This is a genomic window from Streptomyces sp. NPDC051555 (assembly GCF_044454405.1).
GTDB lineage: Bacteria > Actinomycetota > Actinomycetes > Streptomycetales > Streptomycetaceae > Streptomyces.
Genome location: NZ_JBITDP010000007.1, coordinates 283523 through 300282, shown reverse-complemented (window position 1 = coordinate 300282; position 16760 = coordinate 283523). Strand labels below are relative to the sequence as shown.

Here is a 16760-nt window from a genome sequence, read left to right as displayed (position 1 = left end):
GCCTACCCTTGTCACATGAGCAGCGTGGAGCCGGGTGGAGCAGTGGACGTCATGGAAGCCAAGGGCACGTACGAGGTGCGCACGTACGGGTGCCAGATGAACGTGCACGACTCCGAGCGGCTCTCGGGCCTGCTGGAGGGCGCGGGCTACGTCCGCGCACCCGAGGGCTGCGACGGTGACGCGGACGTCGTGGTCTTCAACACCTGCGCCGTCCGTGAGAACGCCGACAACAAGCTGTACGGCAACCTCGGCCGCCTCGCGCCCATGAAGACCAAGCGCCCCGGCATGCAGATCGCCGTCGGCGGCTGCCTCGCCCAGAAGGACCGCGACACCATCGTCCAGCGGGCCCCCTGGGTCGACGTGGTGTTCGGCACGCACAACATCGGCAAGCTGCCGGTGCTGCTGGAGCGCGCCCGGATCCAGGAGGAGGCGCAGGTCGAGATCGCCGAATCGCTGGAGGCGTTCCCCTCGACGCTGCCGACCCGGCGCGAGTCCGCGTACGCGGCCTGGGTGTCGATCTCCGTCGGCTGCAACAACACCTGCACCTTCTGCATCGTCCCGGCGCTGCGCGGCAAGGAGGAGGACCGCCGTCCCGGCGACATCCTCGCCGAGATCGAGGCCCTGGTCGCCGAGGGCGTCTCCGAGATCACGCTGCTCGGCCAGAACGTCAACGCCTACGGCTCCGGCATGGGCGACCGCGAGGCGTTCTCGAAGCTGCTGCGCGCCTGCGGCCTGATCGAGGGCCTGGAGCGGGTCCGCTTCACCTCGCCGCACCCGCGAGACTTCACCGACGACGTGATCGCGGCGATGGCCGAGACCCCGAACGTGATGCCGCAGCTGCACATGCCGATGCAGTCCGGTTCGGACGGCATCCTCAAGGCGATGCGCCGCTCGTACCGGCAGGACCGCTTCCTCGGCATCATCGACAAGGTGCGCGCCGCGATCCCGCACGCGGCCATCTCCACGGACATCATCGTGGGCTTCCCCGGCGAGACCGAGGAGGACTTCCAGCAGACGATGCACGCCGTGCGCGAGGCCCGCTTCGCGAACGCCTTCACCTTCCAGTACTCCAAGCGGCCCGGTACCCCGGCGGCCGACATGGAGGGGCAGATCCCCAAGGAGGTCGTCCAGGAGCGCTACATGCGGCTCGTGGCACTCCAGGAGGAGATCTCCTGGGAGGAGAACAAGAAGCAGGTCGGCCGGACCCTGGAGGTCATGGTCGCCGAGGGCGAGGGCCGCAAGGACGGCGCCACGCAACGGCTGTCCGGGCGCGCCCCCGACAACCGCCTGGTCCACTTCACCAAGCCGGACGCGGAGGTCCGCCCGGGTGACGTGGTGACGGTGGACATCACCTACGCCGCTCCGCACCACCTGCTGGCCGAGGGCCCGGCGGGAACGGTACGGCGGACCCGCGCCGGCGACGCGTGGGAGAAGCGGAACGCCGCTCCGCCCCAGCCCGCCGGAGTCATGCTGGGCATCCCCACCCTCGGCGTCCCGGCCCCGCTCCCCACCGTCGCCTCAGCCTGCGCGGTCCCCACCCCCTGACCCGGGCCAGATCCAGCCCCCCCCCCGGGGGGGCCTGATCCAGCCCCGCCGGCGTTTGAGGCGCCGCCGGAGGCCAACGAGCGGAGCGTCACCCGCGCCGCCCCGGAGGCCCCGGCGGGCCAGATCCAGCCCCGCCGGCGTTTGAGGCGCCGCCGGAGGCACCAGGGCCACCTCTGCCCGGCCTGACCCACCCCCAGGACCGGGCTCCGGGCACGCCCCCCGCCACCCCCGGCGACTAGGCTGGCCGGCATGCTCGTAGCCGCAGCCGTCTGCCCCGCCCCGCCCCTCCTCGTGCCCCCGGTGGCCGCCGGAGCCGCCGGTGAACTCGCCGACGCCCGCACCGCCTGCTCCGACGCCCTCGCGGTGCTCGCCGCCGCCCGCCCCGACCTCCTGGTCGTGGTCGGGTCCGCCGACCCCGGCGAGGGGGGCCCGTACCCGCAGGGCACCCGCGGCGGATTCCACGGCTTCGGCGTCGACGTCGAGGTACGGCTGGGCGAGCCCCCGACCGACCCGGGGACCGACCCCCTGTCCGGGCCCCCGCTCCCCACGTCCCTCGCCGTCGCCGCCTGGTTGCTCGGCCACACGGCCTGGTCCGGAGCCCCGGTGGAGGGCCTGGGCGTCGAAGAGCCGCTGACCACCGCCCGCTGCCTGGAAACGGGCCGCGAGCTCGCCACCCGCGCCGAGCGGGTCGCCCTGCTCGTCATGGGCGACGGCAGCGCCTGCCGCACCCTCAAGGCCCCCGGCTACCTGGACGAGCGCGCCGCGGCCTTCGACGAAGGCGCCGCCAAGGCCCTCGCCGCCGCCGACCTGCCCGCACTGGCCGCCCTCGACGCGGATCTCGCCGCCGAGCTGAAGGCGGCCGGCCGCGCCCCCTGGCAGGTGCTCGCCGGCGCCGCCGAGGGCGCGGGCCTCGAAGGCCGCCTGCTGTACGAGGACGCCCCCTACGGCGTCGGCTACTTCGTCGCCGCCTGGTCCTAGCCCGCGCGCCAGGAGTCGTCGTCGTGCGCTGGGCCGAACGGGTCGCGCGCGCCCCGACCTGACGGACATCACCCCGCGCCCGGCACGTAAAACGCGAAGAAGGGGCGCGGGGGAAGCCCCCGCGCCCCTTCCGGGATCACGTCAAGCAGACGCCGGCGGTGTCGGCCCGCCGGGGCTGTCCTTGTGCGCGACCTTGCCCAGGGCGTCCTTCGCCTTGCCGGCGCCCGAGGTGATCTGGTCGCTGTACTTGCCCTTGGTCTTGGAGTCCACGACCTTGGCGACCTTGTCCAGGCCGTCGCCGATCTTTCCCTCGTGCTGTTGCGCGAGGTCACCCAGCTTGTCCTTGGCCGGCGCGAGCTTGGCCTTCAAATTGTCCAGCAGGCCCATGGGACACCTTCCAGTGGCAGTAGCTCCTACGTACGGGCGCCCTCACCGGCCTCGCTGTCCGCGGCTTCCTCCGCGCACTGCTGCTTGGGGATCTCCACGCCCTCCGGCGCGGCGGTCTCCGTCTCGGCCTTGGGGGCCTCGTCGGTCACCTCGGCTTCCTCCGCGGCGGCCGACTCGACGACCTCCTCGGTAGGCTCCGCGGCCTTCCGGCGAAACCGATCAAAAACGCCCATATCTACTCCCATAACGTTACTCGTGCGGGTGAAGTTCCGCCTTGGCCGGACCGGCCACCGCCGGTCGTGCGCCGGGCCGGAACCTCGCCAGGGCAACGACCCCGTACCCGGCCCGTCACGTAACTCGATCGGGTACATGCCTCGGGGTTTGCGAGACTGGGACGGTGAAGAGCCCAGCCCCCGCACCGCGGGTCATCGCCGTCGTCGGCCCCACGGCAGCCGGAAAGTCCGATCTGGGCGTCGCCCTGGCCCGTCGGTACGACGGAGAAGTCGTCAACGCCGACTCCATGCAGCTCTACCGTGGGATGGACATCGGGACCGCCAAACTGACGACCGAGGAGCGCGGCGGAGTCGTCCACCGGCTCCTGGACGTCTGGGACGTGACGGAAACGGCCAGCGTGGCCGAGTACCAGCGCCTCGCACGCATCGAGATCGACCGGCTGCTCGCCGAAGGCCGCACCCCCGTCCTCGTCGGCGGTTCCGGGCTGTACGTCCGCGGCGCCCTCGACGCGATGGAGTTCCCCGGGACCGACCCGCAGGTCCGGGCCCGGCTGGAGGAAGAGGCCACCCTGCGGGGCCCGGGCGCCCTGCACGCCCGCCTCGCCGCCGCCGACCCGGCCGCCGCCCTCGCGATCCTGCCGAGCAACGGCCGGCGGATCGTCCGGGCACTGGAGGTCATCGAGATCACCGGGCGCCCGTACACGGCGAACCTGCCCGGCCACGAGTCCGTCTACGACACCGTGCAGATCGGGGTGGACGTGGCCCGGCCCGAGCTGGACGAGCGGATCACCCTGCGCGTGGACCGGATGTGGGAGGACGGCCTGGTCGAGGAGGTGCGGGCACTGGAGGCCCAGGGGCTGCGCGAGGGGATCACCGCCTCCCGGGCGCTCGGCTACCAGCAGGTGCTCGACGCGCTGGCGGGCCGCTGCACCGAAGCGGAGGCCAAGGCCGAAACGGTCCGCGCCACGAAGCGGTTCGCCCGCCGCCAGGACTCCTGGTTCCGCCGGGACCCACGGGTCCACTGGCTCAGCGGGGCCGCCCTGGACCGGGCGGAACTCCCCGGACTCGCGCAGTCGTTGGTCGAACGGGCGGTCACAGCCTGATCACGTGATGGCATCGGGACGCTCCGGGCGCCTGTTCGGAGGCCGGGGCCGTGCCATCATCAAACTCCGGCCGGTGTCGACACCGGCGGTGATCGACAACGTACGAAGTCCGAGTGGGGAGGGCGCGTGGCGATGGAGGCCGGCCCTCGAGACACCGGGCGGGAGCGCGACCGGCAGGAAACGGATCCGGTCCTTCCTGACGGACTCGGCCTGCCCGCCGAACCGGTCCGGCTGACTCCCGACGGTCCGGACGGACCCGACGCGCTGGCGGGCCTGGCCGGGCTGGACGGCGGCCTGGACGCCGCCGACGCCGCGGCCGCCCAGGCTCCCGAGTTCGAGGTCGAACTACGCCCGCAGCGCCGCCTGCGGATCTGGCAGATCGCGCCCATCGTGATGCTGGCCGCCGCCGGGTCCCTGATGTTCGCCTTCCCCCTCGCCTTCGAGTTCGGCGACGGCGGCGCCGTCGTCGCCATGCTCGGCCTGCTCATCAGCTCCTGCGCCGGGGGCTGGGGCATGATGGCCGCCCGCCGCGTCGGCTACACCTGGCCGGGGCTACCGGCCCGCGGCTCCGGCCGCCGCCCGGACTGGCGCATCGCCGCCCTCTACGCGCTGGTCGTCCTCGGCCTGGTGGCGCTGGCCGTCCTGCGCGTGGCCCGGCTCCGCTGACGCCCTGGGCGGCGCGGGTTTGTACGATGTGGACGTGACCACCTCCACCGCGCCGCTGGCGTTCCTCAAGGGCCACGGGACCGAGAACGACTTCGTGATCGTCCCGGACCCGGACAACGCCATCGACCTGCCCGCCACGGCCGTGGCCCGGCTCTGCGACCGCCGGGCCGGGATCGGCGGCGACGGAGTGCTCCACGTGGTGCGCTCCGCCGCGCACCCCGAGGCGCGGTCGATGGCCGACGAGGCCGAGTGGTTCATGGACTACCGCAACGGCGACGGCTCCATCGCCGAGATGTGCGGCAACGGCGTCCGCGTCTTCGCCCGCTACCTCCAGCACGCCGGCCATGTCGAGGCGGGCGACCTCGCCGTCGCCACCCGCGGCGGCGTCAAGCACGTCCACCTCCACAAGGACGGCGCCGTCACCGTCTCGATGGGCCGCGCGGCGCTCCCCGAGGGCGAGGTCACCGTCACGGTCGGCCCGAAGAGCTGGCCCGCGCGCAACGTGAACATGGGGAACCCGCACGCCGTCGCCTTCGTTGATTCCCTCGACGACGCCGGGAGCCTGTTCGCCGCCCCCGGCTTCGGCCCGGCGTCCGCCTACCCGACGGGTGTCAACGTCGAGTTCGTCGTCGACCGCGGCCCCCGGCACGTCGCCATGCGCGTCCACGAGCGCGGCTCCGGCGAGACCCGCTCCTGCGGCACCGGTGCGTGCGCGGTCGCCGTGGCCACCGCCCGCCGCGACGGGGCCGACCCGACCGTCACCGGCGAGCCGGTCACGTACACGGTCGACCTGCCCGGCGGCACCCTGCTCATCACCGAACACCCCGACGGCGCGGTGGACATGACCGGACCCGCCGTCATCGTGGCCGCGGGCGAGTTCGATCCGGCCTGGCTCACCGAAACGGCTTTCGGCTAGAGGTTCCCTCTAATGGGTGATCCATTTCACGCTGTGCGAGAGCTGGACTGCGCCACGTGGTGGGGTCGGTAGCATCAGGCACCGGCCCTGAGGGCTCACCCCATGCCCACCACCGCCGGTCGAAGCCGCCGGAGGTGCCCATGAGTGCAGAGGCCACGAACCCCGACGCACGACCCGAGTTCCGCAGACGTGGCCGGACGCGGCTCGATCTGCTCCGACTGGGACGCGCGGCCCTGCTCGGGCCGACGTCCCGGGACCGGCTCCCCGACGCCATCGGTCACGTCGCCGAAGCCCACCGCGCCCACCACCCGGACGCGGACCTCTCCCTGCTGCGCCGCGCCTACGTACTGGCCGAGACCTCGCACCGCGGCCAGATGCGCAAGAGCGGTGAGCCCTACATCACCCACCCCCTCGCCGTCACCCTGATCCTGGCCGAACTCGGCGCCGAGACCACGACCTTGACGGCCTCGCTCCTCCACGACACCGTCGAGGACACCGAGGTGACCCTCGATCAGGTCCGCCAGGAGTTCGGCGACGAGGTCTGCTTCATCGTCGACGGCGTCACCAAGGTCGAGCGGATCGACTACGGCGCCGCGGCCGAACCGGAGACCTTCCGCAAGATGCTCGTCGCCACCGGCAACGACGTCCGCGTGATGTCCATCAAGCTCGCCGACCGGCTGCACAACATGCGCACCCTCGGCGTGATGCGCCCGGAGAAACAGGCCCGCATCGCCAAGGTCACCCGGGACGTGCTCATCCCGCTGGCCGAGCGGCTCGGCGTACAGGCCCTCAAGACCGAGCTGGAAGACCTCGTCTTCGCGATCCTGCACCCCGAGGAGTACGAGCGCACGCGCGCCCTCATCGCCGCCCACGCGGGCGAGCGCGACCCGCTCCCCGGCATCGCCGACTCCGTCCGGGCGGTCCTGCGCGAATCCGGTATCCAGGCCGAGGTGCACATCCGCCCCCGGCACTTCGTCTCCGTCCACCGGATCTCCCTCACCCGCGGCGAACCGCGCGGCTCCGACTTCGGCCGCCTCCTCGTCCTCGTCGCCGAGAACGCCGACTGCTACGGCGTGCTGGGGGAGTTGCACACCTGCTTCACCCCGGTCGTCTCCGAGTTCAAGGACTTCATCGCGGTACCCAAGTTCAACCTCTACCAGTCCCTGCACACCGCCATCGCCACCTCCGGGGGCAACGTCGCCGAGGTCATCGTCCGCACCCACCAGATGCACCGGGTCGCCGAGGCCGGAGTCGTCGCCCTCGGCAATCCGTACATCTTCGGGGAGGGTTCGGCCGCGGGCGCGCCGGTCCTCCCGGGGGCCCCGGGCGCCGCGGCCGAGGGCGACCGCGACGAGGAGCGCGTCGACCCCACCCGACCCGGCTGGCTCTCCCGACTGCTCGACTGGCAGCAGTCCGCACCCGACCCCGACACCTTCTGGAGCTCGCTGCGCGCCGAGCTGGCCCAGGACCGCGAGATCACCGTCTTCCGGGCCGACGGCGGGGGCGCCGACGGCACCATCAGCCTGCCGGCCGGGGCCACCTGTATCGACGCGGCCTACGCCCAGTACGGCGAGGCCGCGCACGGCTGTATCGGCGCCCGGGTGAACGGGCGCCTCACCTCGCTGGCCACCCGGCTGGCCGACGCGGACACCGTGCAGCTGCTGCTCGCGCACGACGCCTCCTCCGGGCCCGCCGCCGACTGGCTCGACCACGCCCGTACCCCGGCCGCCCGGATCGCCATCAGCACCTGGCTCCAGTCCCATCCCGCCGCCGTCAAACCGCCCACCGCCCCGCCCCGGGCGCCGCTGCCGATGGTCAGCCTGCGGCCCGGCGGGCGCAACGCCGTCGCCGACCTGCCGGACGCGCCCGTCCGGCTCGCGGGGTGCTGCACGCCGGTGCCGCCCGACTCGGTCGCCGGCTTCGTCGTCCGGGGCGGGGCCGTCACGGTGCACCGGATCGCCTGCCCGGCCGTCGAACAGATGCGCTCCGTCGGTCGGACCTCGGTCGCCGTGCACTGGCGGGCCACCGCCGACTGCCGGGTGACGCTGCTCGCCGAATCGTTCGGGCGGCCCCACCTGCTGGCCGACCTGACCGAGGCCATCGCCCACGAGGGCGTCGAAGTCATCTCGGCCACCGTCGAGGCCCCCATCGAACAGCGCGTCCGGCACACCTACACCCTGCACCTGCGCGACGCGACCGGGCTGCCGGGGCTGATGCGGGCCATGCGGGACGTGCCGGGGGTCTACGACGTGAGCCGCGTGTAGCGGAGCCGCGGGCGGTGCGCCGGCGAGGAGGGCGGCAGGGGGACCGGCGAGGGGGCCGTCGGTCGGGGAGCCGGAGCCACCCCTTCGGGTGGGGCCGTCCGTGCCGTGCGCCGCGTCGCACGGGAGCGGGCGGCGGGCGCTGGTATGGGGTGGGGATGCGCCTCACCTCCCCCCGCCTGCGCGCCGCCCTGCTCGGCGCGGCCTCCCTCACGCTCGTCGCCGCCGTCCTGCCCCCGCCGCAGGCACTGGGCATCGGTGACCGGCTCTTCCCGGAGCTCGGCAACCCCGGTTACGACGTCGACTCGTACGACCTCTCCTTCACCTTCAAGGACAACCGCACCCCGCTCGACGCGGTCACCGTCATCAAGGCCCGCACCCTCACGAAGCTGGACCGGGTCAACCTCGACTTCGCCCGCGGCACGGTCCGCTCCGCCGAGATCAACGGCAGGCCCGCGCCCTTCGCCACCGCGGGGGAGGACCTCGTACTGACCCCCGAGCGCCCGCTCGCGGCCGACGAACCGCTGCGCATCACCATCCACCACACCAGCGACCCGCGCGGCGGCGGGGACGGCGGCTGGGTCCGGACCGCGGACGGCCTGGCGATGGCCAACCAGGCGGACGCCGCCCACCGGGTCTTCCCCTGCAACGACCACCCTTCCGACAAGGCGCTCTTCACCTTCCGGATCACCGCTCCGCACGGCACGACCGCCGTCGCCAACGGGCTCCCGGTCCTCACGACCGACCGCGCCGCCGCCGGCGCGACCACCTGGACCTACCGCACCGTGCACCCCATGGCGACCGAGCTGGCCCAGGTCTCCCTCGGGGCCTCCGCCGTGCTCCGTCGCGAGGGGCCGCACGGCCTGGAGCTGCGCGACGTGGTGCCGACCGCGGACAAGAAGCTGCTGGAACCCTGGCTGAAGAAGACCCCGGCCCAGATGGAGTGGATGGAGAAGCGGGTCGGCCGCTACCCCTTCGAGACGTACGGGGTGCTGATCGCGCACGCCAGCACCGGTTTCGAGTTGGAGACCCAGACCCTCTCGCTCTTCGAACGCGGGATCTTCACCGACCCCGGCTACCCCGAGTGGTACGTCGACTCGATCATGGTCCACGAGCTGGCCCACCAGTGGTTCGGGGACAGCGTCACCCCGCGCACCTGGTCCGACCTGTGGCTCAACGAAGGACACGCCACCTGGTACGAGGCCCTGTACGCCGACGGGCTCGGCACGTACTCCCTGGAACGCCGGATGCGCGAGGCGTACCAGCGCTCCGACCAGTGGCGGGCCGCGGGCGGCCCGCCGGCCGAGCCCAAGGCGGCGGCGCCGGGCGAGAAGATCGGCCTCTTCCGGCCGGTGGTCTACGACGGCGCGGCCCTGATCCTCTACGCACTGCGCCAGAAGATCGGCACGCCGGCCTTCGAGGACCTGGAGCGCCGCTGGGTGAGCGGGCACGCCGACCAGATCGTCGGTACGGACGACTTCGTCCGGCTGGCGTCGCAGGTGGCGGGCGAGGACCTCACCGCCTTCCTCCAGCCCTGGCTGTACGGCAGGACCACCCCGCCGATGCCGGGGCACCCGGAGTGGAGCGCGCCGAAGACCACCTGACGGCGCGCGGGAGCGGGCGAGCGGCCCGAAAAGGGTGTGACGGTCGGGGAACGGGCATGTCACCATCGACGGGACGGGGATTGCCGACGCGGCCGCCGGTCCGGGGCTCCGTAGGGAATCTCCCGCCCGTGTGACACGTTGTACGTACGGTCGGGAGCCCTGCCCGCACCCACGGGCCGGACACCGGCGCAAGAACCATCCGAAAACGACGTAAGGATCCAATGACCTCCTCTTCTTCCCCTTCCCAGGACGCGCAGGACTCGCCCGAGGCGAAGGACGCGCAGAGCTTCACCGAGAGCCTTCGGGCCGATGCCCTGATGGAAGAGGACGTCGCCTGGAGCCACGAGATCGACGGCGAGCGCGACGGCGCGCAGTACGAGCGCTCCGAGCGCGCCGCACTGCGGCGCGTCGTCGGCCTCTCCACGGAGCTCGAAGACGTCACCGAGGTCGAGTACCGCCAGCTCCGGCTGGAGCGCGTGGTCCTCGTGGGCGTCTGGACCACCGGCACGGTGCGGGACGCGGACAACTCCCTCGCGGAGCTGGCCGCCCTCGCCGAGACGGCGGGCGCCCTCGTGCTCGACGGCGTGATCCAGCGCCGCGACAAGCCCGACCCGGCCACCTTCATCGGTTCCGGCAAGGCGCGCGAGCTGCGGGACATCGTCACCGAGACCGGCGCCGACACCGTCGTCTGCGACGGCGAGCTCAGCCCGGGCCAGCTCATCGCCCTCGAAGACGTCGTCAAGGTCAAGGTGGTCGACCGGACCGCGCTGATCCTCGACATCTTCGCCCAGCACGCCAAGTCCCGTGAGGGCAAGGCGCAGGTCGCGCTCGCGCAGATGCAGTACATGCTGCCGCGACTGCGCGGCTGGGGTGCCTCGCTCTCCCGCCAGATGGGTGGCGGCGGCGGTGGCGGCATGGCGACGCGCGGTCCCGGTGAGACCAAGATCGAGACCGACCGGCGCCGGATCCGCGAGAAGATGGCGAAGATGCGCCGCGAGATCGCGGAGATGAAGACCGGCCGCGACATCAAGCGGCAGGAACGGCGCCGCAACAAGGTGCCCTCGGTCGCCATCGCCGGTTACACCAACGCGGGCAAGTCCTCGCTGCTCAACCGCCTCACGGGCGCGGGCGTCCTGGTGGAGAACTCGCTGTTCGCCACCCTCGACCCGACCGTGCGCCGGGCCGAGACGCCGAGCGGCCGGATCTACACCCTGGCCGACACCGTCGGCTTCGTCCGGCACCTGCCCCACCACCTCGTCGAGGCGTTCCGCTCCACGATGGAGGAGGTCGGCGACTCCGACCTCATCCTGCACATCGTGGACGGCTCGCACCCGGCTCCGGAGGAGCAGCTGGCGGCGGTGCGCGAGGTGATCCGCGAGGTCGGCGCCGTCAAGGTGCCCGAGATCGTGGTCATCAACAAGGCGGACGCCGCGGACCCGCTGGTCCTCCAGCGACTGCTGCGCATCGAGCGGCATTCCATCGCCGTCTCGGCCCGCACGGGCCAGGGCATCGAGGAACTCCTCGCGCTCATCGACCGCGAGCTGCCCCGGCCCGAGGTCGAGGTGGAGGCACTGGTGCCGTACACCCGCGGCGGACTGATCGCCCGGGCGCACGCCGAAGGCGAGGTCATCTCCGAGGAGCACACCCCGGAGGGCACCCTGCTGAAGGCGCGGGTCCACCAGGAACTGGCGGCGGACCTCGCTCCGTACATCCCCGCGAAGCACTGACGCCGAACCACCGCGGTACCGGACACACATACAGGGAGGGCCCCCGCGATGCGGGGGCCCTCCCTGTATGCACTTCCCTACGCGAAGCTCCTACGCGGACTTCCCTACGTGCTTCCCTACTTGAACTTCGCGCTCACCGCGTCGAAGACGCCCTTCGCCTCCGGACCCAGCCGCGGACCGGCCAGCCAGCCGGCCTTGACCGGGCCGATGGAGGTGTTCGACACCAGCGCGCGCTTGCCGTCGGCGCCGGTGGCGACCCAGCCGCCGCCCGAGGAACCACCGGTCATGGTGCAGCCGATGCGGTACATGACCGGGGCGGAGGAGGCCAGCGAGTAGCGGCCCGGCTTGTCGCTGCACTGGTAGGCCTTCTGGCCGTCGAACGGCGTGCCCGCCGGGAATCCGGTCGCCGTGATGCTCGCGACCTTGCCCACGGCCGGAGCGTTGAAGTCCACCGGAAGCGCCGAACCGACCGTCTCCTCCAGTGACTTGCCGGCGCCGCCCTCGGGGGTCACGTGCAACACCGCGAAGTCGTACGGGGCGCCCGCGCCGCCGGTCGACCCGCCCTGGGCGATCCACTGGTCCGAGGTCTGCGCCCAGTCGCTCCACCAGACGCCGTAGGGAGCCACCTGCTCCCGGCTCGCGCCCTTGAGCTGCGCCGAGGACTTGCCGGAGTTGTTGTAGGAGGGCACGAAGGCGATGTTGCGGTACCAACCGCCGCTCTTGCCCGCGTGCACGCAGTGGCCGGCCGTCCAGACCATGTTGGACTTGCCGGGGTGCGCCGGGTCCTTGACCACGGTCGCCGAGCAGACCATCGAGCCCTCGGGGCCGTCGAAGAAGACCTTGCCGGCCTCCGGCACGCTCTGGTGGAAGGGCGGGGCGGCCGCCTTCGCGGCGACCGGGTCGGGCGTCGGGTCGGTGACGCCCTGGTCCTTGCCGAGGTCCGGGTCGGTGACCGGGCGGTCCGGCGGGACGTCGGCGTCACGCATCCGGTCCGGGTCCCACAGGCCCGCGATGATGGGGTTGATGTAGTCGCCCGCCTCGCGGAGCCAGTCCTCCTTCTTCCAGTTCTTCCACTCGCCCCCCTTCCACTTGTCCATGTCGATGCCGTGCTGCTTGAGCTTGTCCTTCAGCTCGTCAGGAATCTTGATGGTGTCGGATCCGGCCGGGAGGCCCGCCGCTGCGGTCGGCTTGGCGTCGCCGCCGGCCTCACCGTTGCCGGGTCCGCAGGCCGCGGCGGTCAGCGCGAGCGCGGCCGCGCACAGTACGGCGGTGACCGGTCGGTTCGGTCGTCGCATGTCGTGAATCTCCCTGGGTGGGTCGAGGCGTGGAGTGCAGCACCCCACTATGCCGATGTCCTGGGGGACGACACCGGGCGGGGCGGCGGTTGCGGCTCGGACGGCCCTTGCCCGCAAGGATCTTGGCGCCGCCCGTGATCCGCCGCCGTCATCGTCGTTGGTACGTACGGGGGATGGGGAGCAGCGTTCGCGTGCGTACGCGCAATCCGCAAGAGCACCTGTAGCAACCGGGCGCCCGTGCACGTGGCAGGGCGATCCAACTGGGAGGACCGACACCCGTGGCCTTGACCGAGTCGGCCGCGGCGGCGGCACGGACCGCCGCCGCACCGTCCGCCGTCGTACCGTCCGCCGAGCCCGCGCCGCTCGTGCCCGCACAATTCGGGCGGACGACGTCAACGGCGCCCTTCGTGCCCTCCGTACCCCCGGGGGCCCCGGACGGCTCGGGGGCCTGCGGGGTCGGGTCGGGCGGCGGGCCGGAGGGGATCCTGCGCCGGCAGTCGCTCCGGGAGTCCGCTGCCCGGACCTACGCCCGGGCGCTGCCCATCGTCCCCGTCCGCGCCCGTGGCATGACGATCGAGGGCGCCGACGGCCGCCGGTACCTCGACTGCCTCTCCGGCGCCGGAACCCTGGCGCTCGGACACAACCACCCGGTGGTGCTGGAGGCGATCCGCAAGGTCATCGACTCCGGCGCTCCGCTGCACGTCCTCGACCTCGCCACACCGGTCAAGGACGCCTTCACCACGGAGCTGTTCACGAACCTGCCGCCGGCGCTGGCCGCCGACGCGCGCGTCCAGTTCTGCGGACCGGCCGGTACGGACGCGGTCGAGGCGGCCCTGAAACTCGTCCGCACCGCGACGGGCCGCAACGGCCTGCTCGCCTTCACCGGCGCCTACCACGGCATGACGGCCGGCTCGCTGGCCGCGTCCGGCGGGGCCCGGGACGTCGAGGTGACCCGGCTGCCCTACCCCCGCGACTACGCCTGCCCGTTCGGCGTGGGCGGGCGCGAGGGAGCCCGTCTCGGGGCCCGCTGGACCGAGAGCCTCCTGGATGACCCCAAGAGCGGGGTGCCCGTGCCCGCCGGGATGATCCTCGAACCCGTCCAGGGCGAGGGCGGGGTCATCCCGGCGCCGGACGCCTGGCTGCGCCGGATGCGCGAGATCACCGCCGCCCGGGGCATCCCGCTCATCGCCGACGAGGTGCAGACCGGGGTCGGGCGCACCGGTGCCTTCTGGGGCGTCGACCACGCCGGGGTGGTCCCGGACGTGATGGTGCTGTCCAAGGCGATCGGCGGCAGTCTGCCGCTCGCCGTGATCGTGTACCGGGCCGAACTGGACGTCTGGCAACCGGGCGCCCACGCCGGTACCTTCCGCGGGAACCAACTCGCCATGGCCGCGGGTACGGCCACGCTGGCCCACGTCCGGAAGAACGGCCTGGACGCACGCGCGGCCGAGGTGGGCGACCGGATGCTCGCCGCCCTGCGCGCGCTGGCCGCCGAGCACCCCTGCATCGGCGACGTGCGCGGCCGCGGCCTGATGCTGGGCCTCGAACTCGTCGATCCGGACGCCCCGGATGCCCCGGCGGGGGACGGCGCTCCGCGGCTCGCCGCCGCCGTGCGCCAGGAGTGCCTGGATCGCGGCCTCATCGTCGAGCTGGGCGGGCGCCACTCCAGCGTCGTCCGACTGCTGCCCCCGCTCACCATCACGGACGAGCAGGCCGTGGCCGTCCTGGACCGCCTCGCCGATGCCGTGACCGCGGCCGAACGCACCCGGCACCCCTGACCGAGCCTCCGCCGAACCGAGCCTGCGCAAGGAACTCCGTGACCTCCACTCCCGACCCCGCGCCGCACCAGCCCCAGGACCCGGCCGAGCACACCCCGCCCCCGGCCCCGGCTCCGGAAGCGGCACCACCGCAGGCAGCGGTGGCACCCCCGGCCACCGTCCCCCGCCAGAAGGACGGCATCCCCAGGCCTCCTCAACCCCCCACCACCCCAGCACCCACCACCCCAGCCCCGACCCCGGCATCCACCCCCGGCCGGCTCTCTGCCGGGCAGCGACCCGGAGCCGCCGGCCCGACCGACGACGCCGCACATATCGGTGCGCACGCAGCCGACACCAGGACCGGCAGCAGCAGCGGGGCCAGTACCGGGAGTGGGGCGGGCACCAGGACAGAGACCGGTAGTGGGACAGGGCCGGGTACGGGCGCTGGCACCGCGACCGGCGCTGCGACCGGCACCAGCACCGGCACCGGCACCGCGACCGGCACCAGCACCGGCACCAGCCTCGTCCCACCCGGACCCGACCCGCTGGTCTTGCCCGATCTGTTGGACCACGTCGACCCGGCCATCGCGGCCGAGGCGGCGGCCGTGGAGAACCTGCTGCGCTGCTGGGTCCGCGAGAGCGGACTGGGCCGCCCCGTCGGCCCTCCCGGAACCCTGCTCCGCATCCCCCTTCCCGCCTCCGGCACGGCGTTGCTCGTCGCGGTCCGGCACTGGTCCCCGACGGGCTGGCACCGCTTCGTCCCCGCGCGGCTCGAAGGCGCCCCCGCCGACGCCTCCGCCCTGGACGCCGTCACCCTCGCCGGGCTCATCGCCCGCGAGGGCGGTGCGCGTGGTGGCGCCGACCTCGTCGGCCGGGTCGCCGACTCGGTGCGGCGCACCGCCGAGTTCATCGCCGACCGGCGCACCCGCCCCGTGCCCCCCGCCCCTGTCTGCGGAGAGCTCTTCCTCACGGCCGAACAGTCCCTGCTCCTGGGTCACCCCCTCCACCCCACCCCGAAGAGCCGCGAGGGCCTCTCCGAGGCGGAGGTCCGCCGCTACTCACCCGAACTCCACGGCTCCTTCCCCCTGCACTGGACCGCTGTGGACCCCTCCGTCCTCGCCACCGATTCGGCCTGGACCGAACGCGGCCGCCCCGTCCCCGCCGAACGGCTGCTCGGCCGCCTCGCCCCCGGCCTGCGGATCCCCGACGGCACCACCCCCCTTCCCCTGCATCCCTGGCAGGCTCGTGACCTCTTCCAGCGCCCCGCGGTCGCCGCCCTCCTCGACGCGGGACTCCTGCACGACCTCGGGCCCTACGGCGACCCCTGGTACCCGACCTCCTCCATCCGCACCGTCCACCGCCCCGGTGCCGCAGCGATGATCAAGCTGTCGCTCGGCCTGCGCATCACCAACTCGCGCAGGGAGAACCTCCGCAAGGAGCTCCACCGCGGCGTCGAGGTGCACCGGCTGTTGCGCTCCGGACTGGTCGAGCAGTGGCAGGCGGTCCACCCCGGCTTCGACATCGTGCGCGACCCCGCCTGGGTCGCCGTCGACGCCCTGGACGGCACTCCCGTCCCCGGCCTCGACGCCCTGCTGCGCCACAACCCCTTCCGTCCGGGCGACGACGTCGTCTGCATCGCCGCGCTCACCTCTCCCCGCCCGTGGCCCGGCCGCACCACGATGCGTTCGCGCCTGGCCGACCTGGTCGCCAGGCTCTCCCTCGCCACCGGGCGGTCCACATCGGCCGTCGCCGCCGAGTGGTTCCTGCGCTACCTCGACCACGTCGTCCTGCCGGTGCTCGCCCTCGACGCCCTCGCGGGCATCGCCCTCGAGGCGCACCAACAGAACACGCTGGTCCTGCTCGACGCCGCGGGCTGGCCTGTCGGCGGCCGCTACCGCGACAACCAGGGCTACTACTTCCGCGACTCCCACCGCGCGGAACTGGAGCGCCGGCTGCCCGGTGTCGGCGACGCCAGCGACACCTTCGTCTCGGACGCCGTCACCGACGAGCGCTTCGCCTACTACCTGGCCATCAACAACGTCTTCGGCCTCATCGGGGCCTTCGGCGCCCAGCGGCTCGCCGACGAGCGGGTCCTGCTCGCCGCCTTCCGCCGCTTCCTCGGCAAGGCCGCCGCCCTCGGGCCGCTCCCGACCCAGCTGCTGGACTCACCCACCCTGCAGTGCAAGGCGAACCTGCTCACCCGCCTCGGCGGCCTCGACGAGCTCGTCGGCCCCGTCGACACCCAGTCCGTCTACGTCACCATCGCCAACCCCCTTCACGACTGACGG

Annotated in this window: 13 protein-coding genes; 10 read left to right on the top strand and 3 right to left on the bottom strand. The window is 73.1% G+C overall.

Going from position 1 to position 16760, the window contains the following annotated elements:
- The first annotated feature begins 15 nt into the window (after positions 1–15).
- A complete protein-coding gene (gene miaB, locus ACIBEA_RS17820) occupies positions 16–1545 on the top strand; it encodes a tRNA (N6-isopentenyl adenosine(37)-C2)-methylthiotransferase MiaB (RefSeq protein ID WP_399261845.1) in 1530 nt (509 codons plus the stop codon).
- A 249-nt stretch (positions 1546–1794) separates the two neighbouring features.
- Positions 1795–2523, top strand: coding sequence for a class III extradiol dioxygenase subunit B-like domain-containing protein (locus ACIBEA_RS17815; protein ID WP_399261843.1), 729 nt, complete (start codon positions 1795–1797; stop codon positions 2521–2523).
- A 141-nt stretch (positions 2524–2664) separates the two neighbouring features.
- Here ACIBEA_RS17815 and ACIBEA_RS17810 read toward each other — a convergent pair whose 3' ends face one another.
- Positions 2665–2910 carry an antitoxin gene (locus ACIBEA_RS17810; RefSeq protein ID WP_385786416.1) on the bottom strand — a complete coding sequence of 82 codons (246 nt, stop codon included), beginning with the start codon at positions 2908–2910 and terminating at the stop codon, positions 2665–2667.
- 26 nt (positions 2911–2936) lie between these two features.
- Positions 2937–3143 (bottom strand): gliding motility protein, encoded by a 207-nt coding sequence (locus tag ACIBEA_RS17805; protein ID WP_399261841.1) that lies wholly within the window; start codon positions 3141–3143, stop codon positions 2937–2939.
- 164 nt (positions 3144–3307) lie between these two features.
- On the opposite strand from ACIBEA_RS17805, the gene miaA reads away from it, so the two are divergent.
- The 6 genes from miaA to hflX all read left to right on the top strand — a co-directional run bounded on the left by miaA (position 3308) and on the right by hflX (position 11420).
- A complete protein-coding gene (gene miaA, locus ACIBEA_RS17800) occupies positions 3308–4246 on the top strand; it encodes a tRNA (adenosine(37)-N6)-dimethylallyltransferase MiaA (protein WP_399261839.1) in 939 nt (312 codons plus the stop codon).
- A 132-nt stretch (positions 4247–4378) separates the two neighbouring features.
- A complete protein-coding gene (locus ACIBEA_RS17795; RefSeq protein ID WP_399261956.1) occupies positions 4379–4912 on the top strand; it encodes a hypothetical protein in 534 nt (177 codons plus the stop codon).
- A gap of 34 nt (positions 4913–4946) precedes the next feature.
- On the top strand, positions 4947–5828 hold the full coding sequence (gene dapF / locus ACIBEA_RS17790; RefSeq protein ID WP_399261837.1) for a diaminopimelate epimerase: 882 nt from the start codon (positions 4947–4949) through the stop codon (positions 5826–5828).
- A 140-nt stretch (positions 5829–5968) separates the two neighbouring features.
- Complete coding sequence (locus ACIBEA_RS17785; protein ID WP_399261835.1) at positions 5969–8092, top strand: RelA/SpoT family protein; 2124 nt, start codon at positions 5969–5971, stop codon at positions 8090–8092.
- 155 nt (positions 8093–8247) lie between these two features.
- Entirely contained in the window at positions 8248–9693 is a 1446-nt protein-coding gene (locus tag ACIBEA_RS17780; RefSeq protein WP_399261833.1) for a M1 family metallopeptidase, read from the top strand.
- 221 nt (positions 9694–9914) lie between these two features.
- Positions 9915–11420 (top strand): GTPase HflX, encoded by a 1506-nt coding sequence (gene hflX, locus ACIBEA_RS17775; RefSeq protein WP_399261831.1) that lies wholly within the window; start codon positions 9915–9917, stop codon positions 11418–11420.
- A 116-nt stretch (positions 11421–11536) separates the two neighbouring features.
- Here hflX and ACIBEA_RS17770 read toward each other — a convergent pair whose 3' ends face one another.
- On the bottom strand, positions 11537–12715 hold the full coding sequence (locus ACIBEA_RS17770; RefSeq protein WP_399261829.1) for a trypsin-like serine peptidase: 1179 nt from the start codon (positions 12713–12715) through the stop codon (positions 11537–11539).
- Between the two features lie 482 nt (positions 12716–13197).
- Between ACIBEA_RS17770 and ACIBEA_RS17765 the strand changes: the two genes are divergently transcribed.
- Positions 13198–14493, top strand: a complete 1296-nt coding sequence (locus ACIBEA_RS17765) for a diaminobutyrate--2-oxoglutarate transaminase family protein (RefSeq protein WP_399261955.1) — start codon at positions 13198–13200, stop codon at positions 14491–14493.
- Between the two features lie 530 nt (positions 14494–15023).
- Positions 15024–16757 (top strand): IucA/IucC family protein, encoded by a 1734-nt coding sequence (locus ACIBEA_RS17760; protein WP_399261827.1) that lies wholly within the window; start codon positions 15024–15026, stop codon positions 16755–16757.
- Positions 16758–16760 lie beyond the last annotated feature (3 nt).